This is a genomic window from Paracoccus sp. MA, from assembly GCF_020990385.1.
Taxonomy (GTDB): domain Bacteria; phylum Pseudomonadota; class Alphaproteobacteria; order Rhodobacterales; family Rhodobacteraceae; genus Paracoccus.
In genome coordinates, this window is record NZ_CP087598.1 from 1,139,263 (window position 1) to 1,159,204 (window position 19,942).

21 protein-coding genes are annotated in these 19,942 nt (G+C 63.3%); 18 read left to right on the forward strand and 3 right to left on the reverse strand.

Going from position 1 to position 19,942, the window contains the following annotated elements; genetic code table 11:
- The first annotated feature begins 1 nt into the window (after position 1).
- The 15 genes from LOS78_RS12735 to LOS78_RS12805 all read left to right on the forward strand — a co-directional run bounded on the left by LOS78_RS12735 (position 2) and on the right by LOS78_RS12805 (position 15,364).
- The gene (locus LOS78_RS12735; RefSeq protein ID WP_230378463.1) at positions 2-1,483 is read left to right on the forward strand and encodes a phage portal protein; all 1,482 of its coding nucleotides are present in this window, start codon (positions 2-4) and stop codon (positions 1,481-1,483) included.
- Between the two features lie 74 nt (positions 1,484-1,557).
- Positions 1,558-3,762, forward strand: coding sequence for a Mu-like prophage major head subunit gpT family protein (locus LOS78_RS12740; RefSeq protein ID WP_230378464.1), 2,205 nt, complete (start codon positions 1,558-1,560; stop codon positions 3,760-3,762).
- 81 nt (positions 3,763-3,843) lie between these two features.
- Positions 3,844-4,188, forward strand: a complete 345-nt coding sequence (locus tag LOS78_RS12745; protein ID WP_230378465.1) for a DUF2190 family protein — start codon at positions 3,844-3,846, stop codon at positions 4,186-4,188.
- 79 nt (positions 4,189-4,267) lie between these two features.
- On the forward strand, positions 4,268-4,582 hold the full coding sequence (locus LOS78_RS12750; protein ID WP_230378466.1) for a hypothetical protein: 315 nt from the start codon (positions 4,268-4,270) through the stop codon (positions 4,580-4,582).
- 462 nt (positions 4,583-5,044) lie between these two features.
- Positions 5,045-6,118, forward strand: coding sequence for a hypothetical protein (locus LOS78_RS12755; RefSeq protein ID WP_230378467.1), 1,074 nt, complete (start codon positions 5,045-5,047; stop codon positions 6,116-6,118).
- Entirely contained in the window at positions 6,118-6,465 is a 348-nt protein-coding gene (locus LOS78_RS12760) for a hypothetical protein (RefSeq protein WP_230378468.1), read from the forward strand. Before LOS78_RS12755 ends, LOS78_RS12760 begins: the two co-directional genes overlap by 1 nt.
- A gap of 224 nt (positions 6,466-6,689) precedes the next feature.
- Positions 6,690-7,118: a hypothetical protein gene (locus LOS78_RS12765; protein WP_230378469.1), complete on the forward strand. Its 429-nt coding sequence runs from the start codon at positions 6,690-6,692 to the stop codon at positions 7,116-7,118.
- Positions 7,115-7,855: a hypothetical protein gene (locus tag LOS78_RS12770; protein ID WP_230378470.1), complete on the forward strand. Its 741-nt coding sequence runs from the start codon at positions 7,115-7,117 to the stop codon at positions 7,853-7,855. The genes LOS78_RS12765 and LOS78_RS12770 overlap by 4 nt, the downstream gene beginning before the upstream one ends.
- A gap of 67 nt (positions 7,856-7,922) precedes the next feature.
- Positions 7,923-8,399, forward strand: coding sequence for a hypothetical protein (locus LOS78_RS12775; protein ID WP_230378471.1), 477 nt, complete (start codon positions 7,923-7,925; stop codon positions 8,397-8,399).
- Positions 8,400-8,455: 56 nt separating this feature from the next.
- Positions 8,456-8,602 (forward strand): hypothetical protein, encoded by a 147-nt coding sequence (locus tag LOS78_RS12780; protein WP_230378472.1) that lies wholly within the window; start codon positions 8,456-8,458, stop codon positions 8,600-8,602.
- A complete protein-coding gene (locus LOS78_RS12785; protein WP_230378473.1) occupies positions 8,599-10,851 on the forward strand; it encodes a hypothetical protein in 2,253 nt (750 codons plus the stop codon). The genes LOS78_RS12780 and LOS78_RS12785 overlap by 4 nt, the downstream gene beginning before the upstream one ends.
- Complete coding sequence (locus tag LOS78_RS12790; protein WP_230378474.1) at positions 10,848-11,435, forward strand: hypothetical protein; 588 nt, start codon at positions 10,848-10,850, stop codon at positions 11,433-11,435. Before LOS78_RS12785 ends, LOS78_RS12790 begins: the two co-directional genes overlap by 4 nt.
- Entirely contained in the window at positions 11,435-13,510 is a 2,076-nt protein-coding gene (locus LOS78_RS12795; RefSeq protein ID WP_230378475.1) for a hypothetical protein, read from the forward strand. Before LOS78_RS12790 ends, LOS78_RS12795 begins: the two co-directional genes overlap by 1 nt.
- Entirely contained in the window at positions 13,507-14,454 is a 948-nt protein-coding gene (locus tag LOS78_RS12800; RefSeq protein WP_230378476.1) for a hypothetical protein, read from the forward strand. Before LOS78_RS12795 ends, LOS78_RS12800 begins: the two co-directional genes overlap by 4 nt.
- 1 nt (position 14,455) lies before the next feature.
- A complete protein-coding gene (locus LOS78_RS12805; RefSeq protein ID WP_230378477.1) occupies positions 14,456-15,364 on the forward strand; it encodes a hypothetical protein in 909 nt (302 codons plus the stop codon).
- 55 nt (positions 15,365-15,419) lie between these two features.
- Here the strand turns inward: LOS78_RS12805 and LOS78_RS12810 are convergent, their stop codons facing one another.
- Positions 15,420-16,868, reverse strand: a complete 1,449-nt coding sequence (locus tag LOS78_RS12810) for an AAA family ATPase (RefSeq protein WP_230378478.1) — start codon at positions 16,866-16,868, stop codon at positions 15,420-15,422.
- 74 nt (positions 16,869-16,942) lie between these two features.
- Positions 16,943-17,569, reverse strand: coding sequence for a hypothetical protein (locus LOS78_RS12815; RefSeq protein WP_230378479.1), 627 nt, complete (start codon positions 17,567-17,569; stop codon positions 16,943-16,945).
- A 373-nt stretch (positions 17,570-17,942) separates the two neighbouring features.
- Between LOS78_RS12815 and LOS78_RS12820 the strand changes: the two genes are divergently transcribed.
- The 3 genes from LOS78_RS12820 to LOS78_RS12830 are packed head-to-tail and all read left to right on the forward strand — an operon-like array spanning position 17,943 to position 19,080.
- Positions 17,943-18,524 carry an N-acetylmuramoyl-L-alanine amidase gene (locus LOS78_RS12820; RefSeq protein WP_230378480.1) on the forward strand — a complete coding sequence of 194 codons (582 nt, stop codon included), beginning with the start codon at positions 17,943-17,945 and terminating at the stop codon, positions 18,522-18,524.
- 5 nt (positions 18,525-18,529) lie between these two features.
- Positions 18,530-18,772: a hypothetical protein gene (locus tag LOS78_RS12825; RefSeq protein ID WP_230378481.1), complete on the forward strand. Its 243-nt coding sequence runs from the start codon at positions 18,530-18,532 to the stop codon at positions 18,770-18,772.
- Positions 18,769-19,080, forward strand: a complete 312-nt coding sequence (locus LOS78_RS12830; RefSeq protein WP_230378482.1) for a hypothetical protein — start codon at positions 18,769-18,771, stop codon at positions 19,078-19,080. Before LOS78_RS12825 ends, LOS78_RS12830 begins: the two co-directional genes overlap by 4 nt.
- A 402-nt stretch (positions 19,081-19,482) precedes the next feature.
- Here the strand turns inward: LOS78_RS12830 and LOS78_RS12835 are convergent, their stop codons facing one another.
- Complete coding sequence (locus LOS78_RS12835; protein WP_230378483.1) at positions 19,483-19,935, reverse strand: hypothetical protein; 453 nt, start codon at positions 19,933-19,935, stop codon at positions 19,483-19,485.
- Positions 19,936-19,942: the final 7 nt, after the last annotated feature.

Genomic DNA, 19,942 nt, shown 5'->3' on the forward strand with positions numbered 1-19,942 from the left:
CATGGGCGTTTTCGATTTCCTGCGCAAAAAGAAGCCCGCCAAATCCCGCCGCGCCGGCCGTGGACTGTCCAGGCGTTACCTGCGCGCACCCACAATTCCGGGGACGGAGGGTGGCTGGAATCCGATCGGCGGTATGGAGCGGGCCTTTGGCGATCTGCCGAAAGTCCGCGCCCGCGCGCGCGATAACGCCATGAATACCCCCTACGGCGTCCGCGCTGTCCGGACGCTTACCGACCATTCCGTGGGGTCCGGCATCCGGTATCGGGTGGCTGGCGATCCGGAATATCGCGCCGCCCTGAACGCCTGGGCGGGTTCGTCGGATTGCGATCATCGCGGCACGCAGACGCTTTACGACTTGCAGGCGACTGCCGCCGAGACGCTTTTTTCGGGCGGCGATGTCCTGTGGGTTTTCCGGCATGTCGAGAATCCGGAAACCGGGCGCCTGGAGCTCACGATACAGATCATCGATCCGGAGCAGATCGACACCTGGGCCCCGGCCCGGCACCCCGGCAACGAGGTTCAGCAGGGCGTCGAAGTCGATCCGGATGGCCGGGTGGTCGGTTATCATGTGCGCGCGTCCATGGATAGCACGCTACCCGGAAACTGGGAGACAGAATTCATTCCGGCCAGCCGCTGCATCTTGATGCTTGAGCGCCGCTATCCGGACCAGATCCGCGGAATCCCGCGCGGCGCCGCCGCGTTGGAGCGGCTGCACCAGGGCGACAGCCTTTTCGTCTCTGAGCTCGCGCGCGCCAGGACGCAGGCGGCCTTCGGGGTCTTCTTGAGAGTGCCGGAATCAGAGGACGGCGCAAAGGGACTCTTGGGTGAGATCGATCCGAATGAGGATTCAGATGACGCGGTCCCCGAGGTGCTGGTCCCCGGATCAGTCACCGTCTTGCCTCCGGGCTATGAGCCCACCATGGCCACACCGTCGCAAAGCGGCGGTTTTACTGATCACATCAGGAAAACGATCGAGGCGGTCGCCGTAGGCTACGGGGTGCTTTATTACCACATTTCCGGCGACGTGACCGGATTCAATTACTCGTCCGGAAAACTCGGCGAGACCGACTTCCGGCGCAGTATCGATAGCCTGCGCGCTCATACCATCTATCCGGTCTTGCTCCGGATCGAGCGGGAATTCCGGGACGTTTACGAGATCAACGAAATGCGGGACGTGGACGTCGCCGTCCGCATGGTCCCGCCCGCCCGGGAGTCGATGGAGCCCGCGAAGGAAATCGCGGCGGAGCTGTCCGAACTGGCCGCCGGCCTGCTTCCGCTGGAAGAGGCATGGCTTCGCCGGGGATACGATCCGGATGATATGTGGGCCGCGCTCAAAGAGCAGGGCCAGAAGTTGGCCGAGCTGTCCGCTTCCGGGATGCCATTGAAATTTGGCAGCCTGGATCTGACCGCCACGCTCATCGCCGCGCAGAACGCGGAGGACGATTCCGGGGCATCGTTGCCCGGAAATCCGGAACCCGACTGACCTCGCCGCGCACCGCGCCGCCCCTGATTCCGCCGCCTTATTATCACCCAAACAGCAACCCGGAAGACCTCCGCATGAAAGCGAAACGTCCCAAAACGCAGACCCGGACCGCGCGCGCCGCTACGTCGTATGACGAGGATGCCGGCACGATCGAGGTCATCTATGCGACGGAGACCCCGGTCGACAGATACGGATATTTCGAGGTGCTCCGGGTCGACGATGCATCGATCGATGTCACCCGTCTGGATTCCGGATCCGTCAATTTTCTGATCCAGCACGACGCATGGGGGCCGCTTCCGATCGGGACCGTCGTTGCGCATCGCATTGAGGATGGTCGCGCATATGCGACGATCCGGCTGAGCGTCGACCCCAAGCATTCCGGAATCGTCGAGGACCTGAAGGCCGGAGTCCTGCGCTCGGTCAGCGTCGGCTACGCGATCCAGGAGGCCAGCGAGGCCGTCGATGACGACGGAATCGTCACTCAGACGGTCACGCGCTGGCAGCCGGCCGAGATTTCATTGGTTTCAGTTCCGGCAGACCCGCACGCGCGGGTCCGCTCCACCCCCGCCGACAAGATGTCCCGGCGGACTACCACCCAGCCCGCCGACAAGAAAGGCAAATCCATGAAAAACAAACGCAATCTGAAGGCCAAGACCGCCCCGAAGACGGTCCGCAGCCGCAAATTCCGCAACGCGGTCGAGGCCGCTGTGGATGCCGTGGCCGCCGAGGTTGAGGAAGATCTGACCGAGGAGCAGCTCGCCGCGATCGAAACTGCGGTCGTCGAAGCCGCTGAGGTGGTCGCGGAGGACGCTGCGGAGATCGCCGTCGAGGAGATCGAGGACGAGATCAGCGGCGAAGCTGCCCGCGGTCGCGGCCGCGGCAAGGGTCGTGCTCGTGCCGGTCGTGCCGATGGCGACGAGGAGCTGGTCCCGGCCGCCGAGGTCGACGCCATCGTCACCGAAGCCGTCGCTGAAGCCGTTGCCGATGTCGTGTCGGATGAAGAGGCTCGCGCCGATGGCGATGAGGAGGAGCTGACCCCGGAGGAGCAGGCCGCAGCGGATGCTGAGGATGAGGAGGAAACCCGGAAAAAATCCGCGCGCTCCGCGACTCTCACCCGCATCGCTCGTCGTCATGGCCTCGATGCCCGCGCTCTCCAGTCCGCCGTCCGGACCGCCCTGGTCCAGCGCTCGCCCGGCCGCATCGGCTCTGGCGCCCGCATCATCCGGGATGAGCGCGAGACCACGCAGCGCCAGGCCGAGGCCGCGGTGTTCGGACTGCTGTCCGGAACTCCGGGCGCCGACAAGGACGCTGGCGCCCTGCGCGGCCTGCGGATGATCGACCTTGCCCGCCGCTCGCTCGGCTCGACCGCCCGCGGCCGTTCGGATCGCGAAGTGCTCTCGATGGTGCTGCGTTCCGGTTCGCACTCCAGCTCCGACTTCTCGTTCACCTCCGCGGCTAGCGTGGCGATCGAGCGTCGCGTTCGCGAAATTTTCGCATCGCTCGAAATGCCGCTGCAGCCTCTGATCCACGAAACGTTGGTCTCCGATTTCCGGCCTGTGGATACCTACTCGATCGGCGGATTCCCCGAGCTGAAGGAAACCGTGGAAGGCGCGGAATACGAAGCGGGCAGCGTTGTCACGGATGCCGGCTCGTTCAGGATCGCCAAGTTCGGCAGGGTCCTGCGCCTGACTTTCGAAGCGCTGATCAACGACGACTTGCGCCTCCTGGACACCGCAATCCGCGGCGCCGCGGCGAAGGGCATCACGCTGCGCAACAAGAAGGTTCGCGAAGCTTTCGGGGCGAAACTTGCCGACAACAAGCCGCTCTTCCATGCTTCCCGCGGCAACCTGATCAACGATCAGCTCACCGTCGAGGGGCTTTCGAAGGCCCGCACCGCGCTCCGCAAAGTCCGCGATCTGGATGGCGAGCCGATGAACTTGACTCCGAAATACGTTGTCGTTGGTCCGGATCTGGAGACCGAGGCGCAGCAGCTCATCAGCCCGATCATGGCCGCCGTGACTGGTGCCGTGAACCCGTTCGCGAGCTCGCTTGAGCTCATCGTGGACCCGTTCCTTGAGGGCGAAGAGTGGATGGTCGCCGCCGATCCGAATTACGGCGACGCAATCGAGCTGGCCGATCTGCGCGGCTATGAGGGGGTCCGTGTGGAAGAAATTCCGGATCACCTGGTCGACGGCCTCAGCTACCGGGCTCGCACCTTTGCGGGCGCCCACCCGACCGGCTGGCGCGGCTTCGTGAAGTCGACCGGCACCGGCGCGTAACGAACCCGGAATTCCGGATCCCGAGCAACTCGGGGTCCGGACCTTCATCCTGAATCCCCCGAAATATCCGGAGAAATCCCCATGAAACATTATGTGCAGGCTGGCAGTGTGATCACCATCACCGCGCCCCGCGATGTCGAGAGCGGCGAGCTGGTCGCGATCGGTGCCCTCGTCGGTTACACGCAGACCGCCGCGCTCGAAGGCGAGTCTGTCGCGATCGTTACGGATGGCGTCTATGCCGTCTCCGTCGCCGCTGAGGCCGACGTTGCCGTTGGCGATGTGATCTATCTCGACGGTCAGACCCTGACCACCGCCGCTGATGACGGCGAGGAGGCCCCGACCGCTTATCCGCGCGTGGGTATCGCTGTGACCGCCGGCGTTACCGACGGCGCACTGGCCGGCGTCAACGTCAAGCTGGGCGCCTGATCCGGAGTCCGATCCCCACGCCCTTAGCCTGTCCGGATTCCGGGCAGGCAACCACCAGCCCGCATCCGGAGACAGCCCCATGAAACGCTACAAGGCCGCCCAGACTCTCAATATGGAGCCCTTGCCGATCGTCTCGCTCGATTGGGCATCCGGAACGCGCATCGCGGCTGAGGCCGGGATCGCCACTGCATCCGGAAGCCTTCCCGCGGGGGCCTACATGATCACCGCTACGGCGCCGATCATGCTGCGCGGCGACGGCCAGGCGGCAGGTCAGATGGCCGGGTCGATCTATATCGCGGCGGGGCTGCCGGTGCATTTGATGCTGCTCGATGGGCCGGTGTCCGTCTATCCGGTCGATTCCGCGGCGGACGTCTATGTTGTGCCGTTGAGCTGATCCGATGCTTGTCCGCCCCACCACGCTCCTGGGAATCTTGCTCAGCACCGCCGCACCCGCGCCGGTTGGCGGCCCCGCGCAGTTCCGGATGGCCGCGCTCGACGCCGTGGCCGCCCAGGCATCCGGAGCGCCGAGGGTTCGGATTGCCGGATCTCGGATCGTCGCCCAGCAGGGCGTCAGGGCCACCAGAGCCCGGCCGTCCATCGCGTTTACCCGCGAGATCGGAGCGGAAAAAGCGGTCTTCCGCTCCGCGCGGACTGAGGCCGTCGCTCGCGTCGCGGGCGGCCCGACGACAATCGGCACGGTCGGCGTTGACCGCCTGCACCGCATCGAGACCGGCGCCGCGCAGCCGAATGTCGCTCAAGTCCACGCTGTGGCGAGCCGTCGGACTGGCTCTCACGTCACACGCTACGCGGCTCTGAGCTGCGTCACTCAGTCGATATAAATCGGAGACTATCTCAGATGCCCGACATCACCTTTTATGACGGCCTCCACGACTATGCAGCGGACACAGATATGTCTGCGCGCTGGTCCCTCCCCGCTTCTGCCGGCCGCATCGCGATGACCACCCTTGGCCGCGCGAGCGGTCCGTCTTTCCGTCCCGGGCTTGGCAGCGGGATGGCGGCCATTGCCTCGATCCTGCCAGAGTCCACCCAGAAATTCGGAGTCCAGTTCCGGATTCGCGGGACCTCCGTCGGCAATACGCCCGCATTTTTTGCCGCCGGATCGCTCGCCAGGGCGGCGGTTTATCGCGATGTCAACGGGACGTTTTCCGCCGGTTCGTATTTCAAAGGCACTGATGTTGCTGACCTTTTGTCGCTCCGTTTGTCTTCCGGCCGGCAGGTCGAGCTGTGTCACGCGGTGCAGACTGACGGCACCGCATCGGCGCTGATGTCGACGCTTGTCGTCGGCACTAGCGCGACGGCTCTCACGACCTCATCGCAGCTCTACCACGTCGAGTTGGTCGCCGATCTGTCGACCGCGGACGCGCGGATCCTGCTTTATATCGACGGTCAGCTCGAGATCGACGCGACGATCAACCGCGATCGCGTGGCGCCGGTAGCCGGTCAGTCCGTCGACAGGATCGAGTATTTTGCATTCTCGGGGACTCACACGACAGCCGCATCGAACCCCAGCTTTTCCGACGTGATCGCATATTCATATTCGCCGGAAGAAGCCCTGGCGGGGATGGGGCCGCTGGCCGTCGATACCGTCTACCCCGCTGGACTCGGCAATCCGTCGGGCACCGGGGTGACCGTCGCGTCCGGATCAAGCGTCATCCGCGACATCGATTCCGGTGCGGTGACGACCGGCGAAGTTTACGCTGCGAGGTTGACGCTGCGGACGACGCAGGGCCAAGTCGACACGCCTTACCGCGCCCGACTGGGACTGATCGACGGGGAATCGGAGATCGCTCACATCGACACCGATCGCGTCGAGACCGCTTCGCCCGTGATCCGCTCTGTCGACATCAGCGACCTGGCGACGACCGTCGAAGCGATGCTGGGCATGCAGCTCAACATCGAGGCGCTCTGATGACCCAGCCGCCGTTTGACGAAATGTTTGCGCACATGTCCGGAATCTTCGCGGAAATCTGGGGCGCGCCGCGCGCGCTCCGGCTCACCGATGGGCGCGAGGTCACCGTTCCGGGCATCTGGCGGCCGGACCACGTCGAACAGCAGATCGGGGACTATGTCTCGCAGCGCGACGCCTGGCCGCGTCTCGATCTGCGGCGGCAAGATCTGATAGCCGCCGGGGTCACTGATCCGGAATCCGACTTGCATGATGCGATTGTCGAGATCGACGGCAAAACGCGACGCCTGGTAGAAATCCGCGATGACGGGCGCGCTATGGTCAAATGTCGCTGCGCGCTGGATGACTGATCAATCGGGGGCTCTGCCCCCACACCCCCGGATTCTTCAAAAGCTGAAGCTTTTCCGCAGGCGCTGACACCTCCACTTTCTCACCACCCCCCTAAAAAACTCCACCCTCTTTTTTCTCCATGAATCCTGGCCCGCGAGGGCCATCTCAAGTGCCGGCCTCGGCCAGCTCTGAAAGCGCGCCGCGCACCGCGCCGCCTGGTCGCGCGCCTTGATAGTATGCCCCCATGACACACCCGCGCACCGAAATAAAAAATAATATCAAGGCGTTGCTCGATCCGATCGGGCCGCCGGTCTATGTCTCTCGCGCGCGGGATCTCCGGAAGGGCGAGGATGAGGCGATCATCATCTATGCGCCACAAGAGACGCTGCGCCGCGGGCCGGGCACCGGCGAGATGCGACCCGGAATGCCGGTTTTTCGCGCCACTACCATCGAGATTCTGGTGCTGACCCGCAAGCCCGGAGACGGACAGGAGGCGGCGGAGCGCGGGGACGAGCTGGCCAGGGCGATCGAGCTGGCTCTGAACGATGGCGCTCCGGCGCTGGCCCCCACCGCCGCATCCCAGGCATTTTCCGAGGCTGAGCAAACGCAGTGCCTCACCGCCATCACCTACGTCATCGATCACATCGACAGCATGAAAGGCTCCGCCGCATGAGCACGATTCTTACCCCGCTTGACGGCCTTTACACGATCGGCAAGGGCGTCGCGCATTTTCGCCCCCGCGATAGCGTTTCTGGGCTGTTTTTCCGACTCGGCGACATGGACAATCTCGACATCAACGTCGAAGTGACCGAGACTGAGCGATATTCAAACGAATACAGCGTTAAAACGCTGTCCAAAAAGCTCATCGATCAGATCAAGGTCACCGTCACGATGGGCCTGGCGCAGCTGTCAGACCTTGCCCGCGCCGCTGCGGTGATGGGCAAGTCGGAGACTTATTCGCAGGAGGCTGAGACCGGCAAAACCCTGTCCGTCTCCGAGCCCGGAATCTACAAGCTCGACGGATACGGCATCCGGAACCTCGATGTGGATAAGTCCGGGGTTCCGGCAGTGGAGGGCGTCGACTACAAAGTCGACCCGGCTTCAGGGTTTTTCGAGGCACTGACGTCCGGCCTGGAGCTCACCTACGACATCCCGGAAATCTCGGATCGCTGGGCGACTGGCATCGCATCCGGAACCGGCATCCGGGGCACCTTGATCTATCGCGGCACGAACGCTGAGGGGGTCCGCGTCTTGGTCGTGCTGCATGATGTCGAGCTGCGCCCGTCCGGCGCTCGGTCCTACATCTCGGCATCCGATATCCAGATCGTGAACTTGACCGGCACCGCGTATCCGGTCGGCGATGAGACCCACCCGATCGGCTACGAGATGCTGCTCGACGACGAAGCCTGATCCGTAACCAGCGGCCCCGCCTTCCGGGGCCGCGCCGCCACCCCCATTCCGGATCCGGAGTCACATTATGTCCGACATCGTCTCTCTTCTCGACATCGCCCCGCTGGAATTCCACGCGGAGCTGAGCGTCGGCAAGGTCCGCGTCTATCGCCTCGGCGCGGGCGACATCGCCCAGATGTTTTTGATCTTTCCGGGAATCCGGGCGATTTTCAGTGATAGGCCGGCCGGCCCGGGCGAGATGGTTCGGCTTGCTCAGGAGCTTCCGGACGCGATACCGTATCTGGTTTCCTATGCCTGCGGCCTTCGCGGACCGGACGGAATCGCCGCGGCCAGAAATCTCCCCGCCGCAGATCAGATGATCGTCATCGAAAAAGTTAAGGAAATTTCTCTGCCCGAGGGTGGTCGGGATTTTTTCGCCGCGGCGGAGCGCCTGCTGCCGCAGCAGGCCGAGCCAGGCGCGGGAACGAAGAGCCGGAAGAGCCCGGCGAAGCCGGCCGCGCCGGTTCCGGACGTCGCCGACATGGCGGATTTGATGCGACCCTAGCCCGGCTTGTCCAAGCTGCGATCAGGGCGGGATATCCGCCGGAGCAAGCATGGCGCATGTCGCCGCGCGAGCTCGTCGCTGTGTCGCGTATCATCGCTGATGAGAAACGCGCGGATCTGCTGATCGGCGCAATGGCGGCCAGAGTCGGCGTCAACGCTGACAAACGCGCCTTCGAGAGGTTCGCCGGGGAGATGTCCAGATGAGCGGTAAGAACGCTGATATTGCCGTTAAATTTGGTGTCGAGGGCGAAGATGCGGTTGCCCGCGCAATCGGAAAGGTGCGTCAAGAATCTGACCGCACGAGCGCGCCGATGGTCGATGACCTGCCGCAGCTGCGCGATGTCGCCGCCACGATCGGCAAAATCGGCCTAGCTACCGCTGCGATTGGCGGGGCCGGCCTTGCGGCGTTCAGTGCGGCGCTTGGTAAATCGAAAGAAATTGCAACCGACGTCGCGGGTGAGCTGCAGGCCCTACACGATGGGGCGAATAAGCTGGGATCGGTCTCCGCAAACAATCTCGGCGGCTTCGCGTTCGCGGTCAAAGCTGGCGGGTTGAACGGGCTTTCGGACGTGATGTCGCTCGGTGAATCCTTGCTCGATGTCGCCCGAAAAGTTCGGGACTACGACGAGGCGACGGTAGAAGCGTTGCACAATATCGGCTCTGAATACCAGGATCTTTTCGAGTTTGATCCGGACGAGTTGCGCTGGAGCGGCCGGTCACTCGGTGCCGACGACATGCTGCTAGCGACGATCAATCGACTTCAGATGGCCGGGACTACGGTCGACGAGGTGATGGAGAAGTTTACACCGCTCATTGGTCGGAGCGGGGCCGCTCAAATCGCCGGTCTGCTTGAGGCGGGGTCTGATCAGCTCGAGGGGCTGATCGACTATTATGATCTCCTGGCGAACATACAAGAGGATGACTACGCGGCCGCATTTGCATTCCAGAGATCGATGGAGGTGCGCGAGGCGGCGATTTTCGGCTTGAAGATGGCATTTGCCCGCGAGCTTTACCCGACATTAACGGAGAGCAATCAGAAGTTCGCCGACTTCGCTATCGCCAATCGCGACAGGATCGGGCTGCTGGGTCAGGCATTTGCAGATTTCAACGGCGTCGTCGGGTCTCTTTTCTCAGAGATTGGCGAGCAAATCCTCAATGTCGTCTCCGGTTCGGAGATCAGCGAGGATACTCCGCTGACGCGCTGGATGGAGCGCGTTGTCGAGCTGGCCGTCGCCCTGAAAAATGGCCTGATCGACGTTATGGACTACATGACAACTGGCGAGACGGACGCACCCTGGCTGCAGTCGACATTGTCGTTTTTCGAGGAGCTAAGCCAGATCACCACGCAAGTAATGGCCGAACTCGCGGAGTTCGGGGGCGTCCTGAAAGAGAAGGTCTGGCCGCACCTGAAAGCGTTCATTGAGTGGTCGAATAAGATGCTCGAGTCTCTGACCGGCATCGACAATTATTTCGCGACCGGGGCGATCATCGCCGGGCTCGTCCTCTTTTCTGGCACGATCGCGACGGTCGCGGGCAGCGTCCTCACGCTGACCGCCGGCGTTCTCAAGCTGAGCGGGGGGCTGGCCGGGCTGGTGACGAGGCTCGGGCTGCTTTCCGGAGCCGGGCGACTGGCGGCGGGCGGCGTTGGCGCGCTCGGGGCCGGACTCGCAACCGCGGCCAGGACCGGATTCATAAGCGCGGGCTTGGGCGTTGACGGCTATCTGTCGCGCATGGGCGCGTCCAGCGTGGTCGCTGGCGGCGCCGGGGTTGCCGCCGGTTCGCTGGTCGGGGGCGCGATTGCGCTCGCACCCGGCGCAACGGCCGGCTGGCTGGCAAAATCGTCGGCAGATCTGGAAGCGGGCTTCGAAGTCGTGTCCGCGCGCGCCGAAGAGATAGCAGCGGAGCACGGCCAGGCCGCGGCGGCCGCATACATGCAGGCGTTTCTGGACAATCGCCCTGACGAACAAACCGGATTCAAGGTCGCAAACTGGATGGCCGGACTCGTCGGCATGGATGTCGATTTAGATGGCGCCCGCGACGATCTAAACAAAATCATGGAGGGGGCCGACCCCTCGCTTCTTGCCGCCGGATATGCCCAAGGCATGCGTGAATTCGGGTGGTCCGTTGATCCGTCAGGCACCGTGCAGATCGGTGCGGAGCTGACTGTCAGCGGGGTCGATCTGGACGCGGCGGGTCGCCAGTCGCTGTCCGACATGCTGCTGGTCTCCGGCCTGTCCGCCGAAATGTCCGACGCGATAAATCCGCAGATTCCGGATATCGGTGCCGAAATGGAGCGTGCGCTGCGAGATGCGGGCGTGACCCCCACCGCCGCGCAAACGCCGGTCATCATTCAGATCCCGAGCGGCGAAGAGATTCCCGGATTTTCCGGGTCGCCCGACGCGATCAGTCAGCTGAGCCGCGCCACATCTGCAGCAACGAGAGCCCGCTCATGAGCAGCCTGATTTACGATATCCGCCCGAAAGTGACCTCTCTGCGGCTGAGCGGCATCGAGTTGCCGCCGGGGTCCGACGGCGATATCTCGGTATCTGTCAGCCCCATCAGCGGCGCGTCGGACCTGCGCCGGACTGTCAATGCGGATCTCGTGAATCTCGCTCGCGCAGTGTTCCAGAAGTATGCGGTGCAGATCACCGGATCCGGAATGATCCCGCCGGCGATCCAGGGACTGATGCCGGGCGATTACATCGAGTGCATCACGCCGGAGCCCTTCCGGATCTCCGTCCGCACCCCGTCGACAGCCGTAGAGCTGCCTCGCGCAGCAATCGCCGTATCCGGCACGGCATATGATGGGCGGACCATCATGCCTGTCGCGCAGCCGCCGGACCGGTCGTCGTTGCGTGTGGTTCAGTCGTCGTCGCGGACAAGCCAGCTCCGGACTCGGCCGGTCGTGACCTTCCCGGAAGCGGTCTATGCAGTCCGCTACCGCGCCGTCCTCGCTTGCGCGGTCATAGACTGGTCCGTGGATAGCGATGAGCGCCTGGCGGATTCCAGGTGGTCCTTGTCGATCGAGGAGATCTGATGTCAATCACGACTACGACATACACCATAGCGCTTGGCGGATCGCTTGAAATCCGGACGCTGTCCGGCGGCGACACCGTGACCATCAGCTCAGACAGGCCCGTGTGGATCTACTACATAGATGATGGGAGCGGTCGGATTGTCGGTAGCGCGAACGCCGAGAGCTCGAAGACGTTCACCTTCGATGGTGCGTATCATGGCGTGAAAATCTGGGACGGCTCATACAGCGGCGACATCACAGTGACCGTCGCGGTGTCATCCAGCGATGACCCCGATCCCGAACCAAACCCCGATCCTGACCCTGATCCGGAGCCGGACCCCGATCCGGAACCGGGCGGAGGCGATTCCGGCACGCCGGGCGGCACGTCGAGCGGTCAGCTTGGGATGATGTATTTCGCACGCGTTTCCGACGTTGGCATTGCCTTCAATCCGGCCGTTCATGCCGTCGAGGATCTCGAGATTTTCGAGGCCCGGGTCAGCCACGCGCGCGGCGAATGCGCCATCATCACGCTTGACTGCCGCTATCCTGAAGGCGGGCTTCTGTCCGGGCCGATGTCCGGAATCCTGTCGATCGAGCACAACGGCACCCTGAAAGAGATCGCCCGCGGCACAATCACGGGATTCCCGATCGCCCTGGCCGGGCAGACGGTCAGCGTCGAGCTGATGTGTCGCAGGCACAATCACGTCGAGCTTGTCGATGATTTGTATGCGACTCGCGATGCGGAGGTCCCCGTCGAACTGCTCGACGAAAGCGTGGAACGTCGGGCGCAGGCCTATATCCTGGATGACGTCTATCACGACCGGCGCAGCCTCATCCCGACCTTCGACCCGATCGCCGGGTCCGCCGCGCCGGCGCTTACAATTTACGGCGAGGGCGCAGCGGCAGGCCAGTCGCAGATTCTCGGCATGGACATCTCGATCAACTCCACGCCGGTCTCGACAGTGGCCGCGAATCTCGAGGTGGCGTTTGAAGAGATGGCTTGGGGCCAAGTCGATATTGGCCAGCAATTCGACACCGTCTCGCCGGACAACCGGGCAACATACACCCCCGAAGAGCTGAGGAATTCGCTGCAAAAGATCACGCTCGACGGCGGCTATGAGCTGCTGGGCGCGACGATGGAGACGACGGAGCTCGCGGAAAAGGTCACCGTCTATACGACGGCACGAAAAGTCGATGCGCAGAGCTGTGTGGTCACGCCGGCTGAGACTGTCGACATTCACAAGCACCGGATCGATGACATCGTTCTGGATTGCGCGGTCCGCGCAACGCAGCCGAGGCGCGAAATTCTCACTGTCACCGTCGAGACCGGCATCGGCGAATATTCCGGCCGAACGGAAAAAGTCGAAGAAACCCTCTATATGTCCGACGGCGAGCGGCGCGCCCGTTCGACACGGATCTTGTCCTACAAAACCGGACGCTACACGATGAGACAGATCGCCCGCAGGGGCGTTTCCTCCTCGGTCTTCCGCTCTGGCGGACAGTTCCGGGAGAGCTGCAGAGACATAGTCGAGGCGGTCGCCCGCTATGCGGCGCGCATCGCAATCGAGCGCGCCCATTGCGTGTGGCTCCGGATCGACATCCCAGCGACGCACATCCTCGATCTCACCCTCCGCGACCGGGTCCGCGTCTACGACACCCGGCTGCCGGGCGGGATGGTCGTCGGAAAAATTATTGGTTGGGATATTCAGATCGGCCAGTCCGCGCCCGGCCAGCTCGTCCTTGCCTGCCCGATCAGCACCGGCACCGGCAACGCGGCGACGATGGATACATCGACAATCGACATTGATGGTGATGTTTCCATCGCATCAACGACCGCGATCAGCGCCGTGCAAAATGACGACGCGATGGCGCTCGTCACCCGTTTCGCGATGATCGACGCCGCCCCTTCGCAGGCCGCGGAGCTGGGCGCATCGACGGAGACCAGCCCGATCGCGAATCCCGAGAGCTCCGTGTCGAAGACCGGCATCGAAGTCGAGTTCTTGGACCTGACCCCTGTCGATTATGACGATCTCGCACCGACAGAGATCGCCCTGGCCCCATTTCAACTCAAACTTCCGCAGGGGATCAAACTATGACCGCATGGATCGGCCCGGACGGCCCCATCAAAAATATCGCGCTCCCGGATTCATCGGCATCGAAGCGGAAGATTTACCAGTCTTTTGATGGCGTTATTACCGGATCGGATTGGGATTCCGTGGCCCGGCTTGGCACGCTCGGCATCTACCATCCGCAAAAATCCAGCGCCCCGAAGAGGACATTTCGCCAGACTTTTACCGGGGTAATCTCCGCCAAGCCGCTCGAGACGGAGGACAAGCGGAAGGAAATCAAGCCGATCCCGATCGAGCGGGACAACGCGATTCATGGCGTTGTCGCCGCCGGGATCTCCCTTAATTCCCTGCGCCCCTTGCAGCCTTACGGCACGATATGGGATGTATTCTCGTCGCCGGTTGCCGTCCTGGATGAGAGCCTCGCCGGATTCCGGTTGCCGGACCCGAAGCCGACGATCAATCGGTATATCAAAGGGCCGAAGCTCGAAGATGACGGTGACGAGGATACGGATGGCGACGACATCGAATACGATGCAACATGTCTTCTGACAGAATCCTCCCCGACCCGGCAGCGGCTGCCGAACCAGGGCATGCACAACAGCTACGCCCTGGAGGCCCGCGCCATTTTCCGCGGCCTCCCCGGCCAGACGGATGTCCGAAGCCTCTTTTCTGCGGCGGCCGCCGCTTCCGGCGCGACGATGCTGGCGATGGAATGGGCCGGGCCGTATTCTGGCGACGAGGCCCGCGTTGGCCGGGTCCGGATCGCGCCCCACCCGTCGCAGTGGGGAGATAGCGGCATGATCGTTCCGGAGCTCCGGCACACCGCGCCGGACAGCGTCGAGGAGCCGGAGCTCGAAATGGTCGCGCCGGATCCCGGAGTAGTCGACGCATCATCGACAGCGATTTTCGAGCTTATGTTCTATTCAGTTGATGGCGGGTCGTGGCGCCTCATCGTGACAAGGATCAGATGACATGAGCACGGACGAGAAAAAAATCCTGGCCCGAGCGGCCAGGGAAAAGATCGTCATCAAAGGCGGGCTGGGGTCTGAATCCCGTGAAAAGCGACGAGAAATGACGATCAACGCGCTTGGCAGCGCAATGCAGCGCCTCGAGATCGAGCGGATAAAGCAGGTCCGCCGGCGGCTGTCCGGCGTGAAAATCGCACCGGATCCGGTGCGGCAATCCGGATCGGTGCGATACAGCGCCGAAAGCCAGGCACCGAAGATCGCATCGACCGTTCCGGAATACGTCCCGAAGCGTGCCGTCCCAACACAGACCATCCGGGCCCTTGAGGCGGCCGGCGTCCAGCGATCGACAGTCGAGCTCAACTCGATGCGCCCGTTGCAGGTGCTGGCGGACGGGGGCACCTGGTCGCTTATGCAGCATCCAGTCGCCCTGATCCCGGCCTCGGCCTTCGTCGACCCCGGAGACGGCGGGGCCAGTGGCGCATCTATATCGATCATGCCGATGCCGAGTCCGGACGTATCTCTGCGAGATCATGTAGATGAGCTGTGCGCGTCTACCCTGCCGCCGGATGGCGCGATCCACCTGTCCGGCCGGCTGATCGTCGAAGCCCCGACAGATATGGACGTTGGCGTGGACATCTCGATCCCCGGCCCGCTGATAACGACGGGATGGTCCGGCTGGCCGTATGTCGACGCAAACATGAGCGCCGGCAGCGGCAAATGGTCGACCGCGATCGAGGATCACGAAATGCTCGGACGGCAGATCTCGCACGACGTGACCAACATCGAGATGCGGCGTCCCTGGATCCACTCGCTCGGCGTCAGCAGGGCGCGGAAAGTGGCGGTCTACGAGATCGCGATGTGGCGCGCCGCGGCGGGCGGGACCACGTTCGCGGACATCATCCGAAAAATCTGATACCCGCCCCGGCCAGGCAGGGGCGGGGCGGGCTGGCTTCGGGACCGTGCGACGATCAGAACGGCGTGTCGTCGTCCGCCGCAGCACCTGCAGTCTGTATCGGCTCGCCCCGCTGCGCGGCATCGTGGAGCTCGTGCATGCGATCGCGCAGCTCGTCCACCGGATAGTCCCCCTTCCGGATCTTCAGCTCCTCCCCGGTCAGCGCACGATAGCCCGCCGGATCCGCGAAATTGCCGCCAGGCACACAGTAGACCATCGCGCCCGCGGCCCGCGTGTCGCTGCATTCGACGATTTTGCCGACGCGCAGAAGAGCCTCGAGCGCGCTCGTGATAAGTCCGTCACTGAGCCGAAGATCCCCAAAAATACCAGACATCGGGCCGGTCAGCATCGTCTGCAAAGAGAACCGGTTCCGCTTCGACACAGGGAACGGTTTGCACGCCTCTGACGCGGCGCGGATCAGGTGCGGGAGATAGTCGCAGAGCGTTTTGAACGCAGCCTTGCTCGCCAGATCGGCTTCATCCGCCAGGGCCTTGCCGGCGCCGTAGGCGGTCATGATCATGCGCGCGCTATCGCGGACGATGGGGAAAAACTGGTTATTGTATTTCGCATTCTGAAGATTGCATTTGGTCGTGCCGATCCAGACCTCATCGCCGGCTGCGACCTGAATGCCCGGATACATCCCGGCCGGCGCCCTGGTCGCGACAATAAGGGACCTCGTGACGTTTTTCAGCTGCGCCGAGCCGCGCGACAGCGCCAGCAGCTCGCCCGGGCTTGATTCCGGTCCGAATTTGCCGCCCGCGTCTTTCGTGAGATGCAAGTAGGCGATTGCGGTGCACCTGTTCCGGGCGCAGAACCCATTCAAGATGTTGAGCGTATTCCGCGGCGACAGACTGTCCAAATACTCGCTGTCAGACATCGAGCCCAACGTGTCAAAGACAACGAGATCGGGCCGGAAGTCGGCCAGATCCTGGAGAATCGTGACGCCCGTCGGCGTCAGCCTGCCCTCTTTGTCGAAAATAGACTCAGGGCGCTCCGCCCGCTCCATATAGTCGAGCATAGAGACAATCAAAAGCCGGCCCGTTTTGATAGCGGTCATATAATGCTCATAAGCGCCAGGAATGGACATGATCGACTGACTGATCTGCTCGCCCGTCTCCTCGCCAAAAAGCAGGGCAACGCGGAGCGGCTTATCGTGCTGACGCTCCCCGAGCATATCGAAAAGTCCGGTTGCGGCCGCTTTGATGCCGGCGTGGCGGATCGACGTCGATTTACCCGCGCCGCCGTCGAAACCGATGAGATTCGTAGTGCCCTCCGCGATCACCATGCCGTCAAGATAGCGCTGCGGCCTGACCTGACCGGCGGCGATGGCGACCGGGTCGACCTGCATCGAGAGGAGCGCCGACGGCATGCCGGCGGCGCGCTGCTGCGCGATAATGTCCACGGGGACGGCGGTCGCGGTTTTGACGGGCGTGGCGTCGTCGAAATTGAGGTCCTGGGTAGTCATGGCATGCTTCCTTCGGCCCCGGTCGCGATCATGCGCCGGGTGATTGTGGGTTTGGTTGAGGCTGGGGGTTGGGGTTAGCTGAGCGCGAAAAGCTCAGCCGGCGGCGGGTGCGGTTCTCCGCTAGATTCTTTGCTGGGGCCCAGATCGGGCAGCGGCGGCCACTCGTGAGCCGCGAAAAGCTCCTCCGCGGCCAGCTGTGCGTCACCCACCGGATCGCCGGTGCGGCCGAGCCCGGCCGTGATCGCGAGGGCGGGCTGGATGTGCGCCGGGGCTGCGTCAAGGGACAGGACGAGGATCGCGAGGGCGCGCTTGAGATCAGCGGGGATATTTGCGCGATAAATCGATGACTGCAGATATGGCCTGGCGAGCAGCAGGGCGCGGAGATGATGCATCGCCGCTGTCAGCGCGCAGCCAGCAGCGGTGTGCTCCTCGACGATCTCCATCCGCCACAGCTCGCCGGGGCGGCGGAAGCTGGTCAGCGATGCGGTCTCGGCGGTAGACAGCGCGACATCGATCAGATCGCCGTAGCGCTGGCGATCACCGTCGAGCCACGCGACCAGGCGCCGGGCGTCAGACGACGCGCCCAGGCGATCCGCGAGGATCTGGATGTCGCGCATCATGCGATCGTAGACGCGAGCCGGCACATCGCTGACAGCGTCCGCGTCGAGCAGCAAATCAAAAAAGTCGATGGTAGTGTGCATGGTGTCGGTCTCGTCTATCGCGCGGCGACCAGATCGCCTTTGATAGAATCAGAATACACCGACCCATCCTCACCCTATAATGAAAAATGTGGTTTGCGAAATACTTTATGTAGAAAAATCAGTAACATGCGCGTGATGGCTGAGATGATGCCTGCTTTTTAGGCACTGGCACGGGTCGGCAGACGAGGCTGCGCGGCCAAACGGAACAGAGCGAGAACTAAAATCCGGAGAACTCTCTCTGGCGTCGCTCAGCCCTTCCGCTGGCCGCGTCTCGATGATTCGTCAGGCGCTACTCTGGCCCCATCCAGATCCTGCCGCCCCTCGCGCGCGTGCGCGCACACGTAGGCGCGCGCGTATATAGAGAGGGTGCTCGATGCTCATGCATGGCAAAACGGCGGTCGACGAGATCATCATACACTGCGCCGCGACCAGGCCGGGCTGGATGGCCGGCAAGCCGCTGGCCGCAAAAGTGACGGAGATCCGGCGCTGGCACGTCCGCGATAACGGGTGGTCTGATATCGGGTATCACTGGATCATCGATCGCGATGGCAAGGTCGCGCCAGGGCGTCCCGAGGGCACGCCGGGCGCGCATGTCGCGGGCCACAACACGGGCTCGATCGGCATCTGCCTGATTGGCGGGCACGGCTCCAGCGCCGCAGACGATTTTCACGAGCATTACACCGTCGCCCAAGAAGACGCGCTCGTTCAGCTGATCGAGAGCATCAAGAAGCGCGCGAAGATCGCGAAGATCAGCGGGCACAATCAATATGCCGCCAAAGCGTGCCCCGGGTTCTCCGTCCCAGACTGGTATCCTGAGGCCCGCGACCACTTTATCCGAGCAGCCTCCGCAACCAGGAATCCGGCCCAGCCCGCCGCGGCTTTCGGCTCGAAAAGCGCGGTCAATAAACCGTCGATTTTCGGCATGATCCGGAAACTACTCGGCGTAAAGGGGTGATCCGGATGCAGAAAGGGCAGGAAAATAAGACGGATGCAGGCAAGCGGACGTTTACTAAGCGGCTCGTGTCCCTGAATACGGGTGCGGCCTGGGGTTCGATTTTGCTGTCGATATACACCGGCGAGGCCGCGGTCGTGGTGCCGTCGATGTGCATGCTGATCGCGGGCCTGCTGGGCGTCTACTCCGGCACCGGGCATCTGGATTACCGGGCCTTCGTCCAGGGGCGAACCCGGAGTCCGGATCAATGATCAACTGGCTTTGGATCAATCGCGGCCTTTCCGGGTCGGTCCTCCTGGCCGCTCTGATCGCGGCGGCGGCGGTCTACGTAATGACACTGCGCGCGGACAATGCGGCGCTGGCCGCCGGGCTGGCCGCGGCTGAGGCCCGGGCCTCGTCGGCCGCTGCCGGTGCGGAGCGGATCCGGATTCAGGCTGAGGCTCTGATCGCGTCCAGGGAGGCCGCGGCGGCGGAGTATTCGGATACCCTGGACCGGATCAGGGCGGCCGCTGATGCGTGCCTCGATCAGCCGCTTCCGGGTGAGCTGCTCGATAGATGAGAGCGCCCCGAGGGCGCGTTGAGATTTCCAGAGCCGGCGCGGGCCGGCTTTGAGATGGCCCTCTCGGGCCAGGATTCTTTGAAAAAAGGAAGTGGGATGGGGTGGAAGTTTTTGGCGGTGGCGCTGCTGGCTCTGGCGGGGTGTGGGGGTGGTGAGGTTGAGGAAGGGCCGCTGCCGCGGATTGAAATCACATGCCCGGATCCAGATGGTCGGGCGCGGCTTGTCGAGGGTGCGACGTATCGAGATCTGGCGGCCAGCCGGGCGGAGGCTATGAGCGGATGGCGGCAGTGCCATGATGCGCTGACCATCGCCCAGGAATGACAAAGCCCCGCTTTCGCGGGGCTGATGTCCCTTATGGGGGACATTAAGCCGGTTAGTGTAACCTGTGTGGGACAATTGCGCTCACCATTCCGCATCATAAAAAAGTCCGATGGCGATGAAAATCGTGCCGTAGAGCACCGCCACGCTCGCCGCGGTAGCGATCACGAGCAGCAGAAGGCCGACGTTACCGAAGAGCATAAGCAGACCCAGGATCCCGGCGCAGAAAATCGCGGTCACGAGAAGGAGCGGCAGCTGGATCAGCAGGCTGCCCGCGATCAGGTATAGCACCGACAGGGCAGGATGCCCTAGGGCGATCGCTCCGATGCTCACGGCGATCGTCTGGGACGCCAGCCATTTCAGGGCATCCAGCAGCAGCGGCCAGTTCCGGAACGGATGCTGGGGAGATGCACCGTCCATCACTCGCATAAAGTCGTCCCAGAACGGGGCGGTGGATTCATACGCCCACCAGGCTGCGACAGCCGCGATTGCAATGCGGATGAGCCATTCGGCGGAAAAGCGAAAAACTTTCGCCATTTGCGAG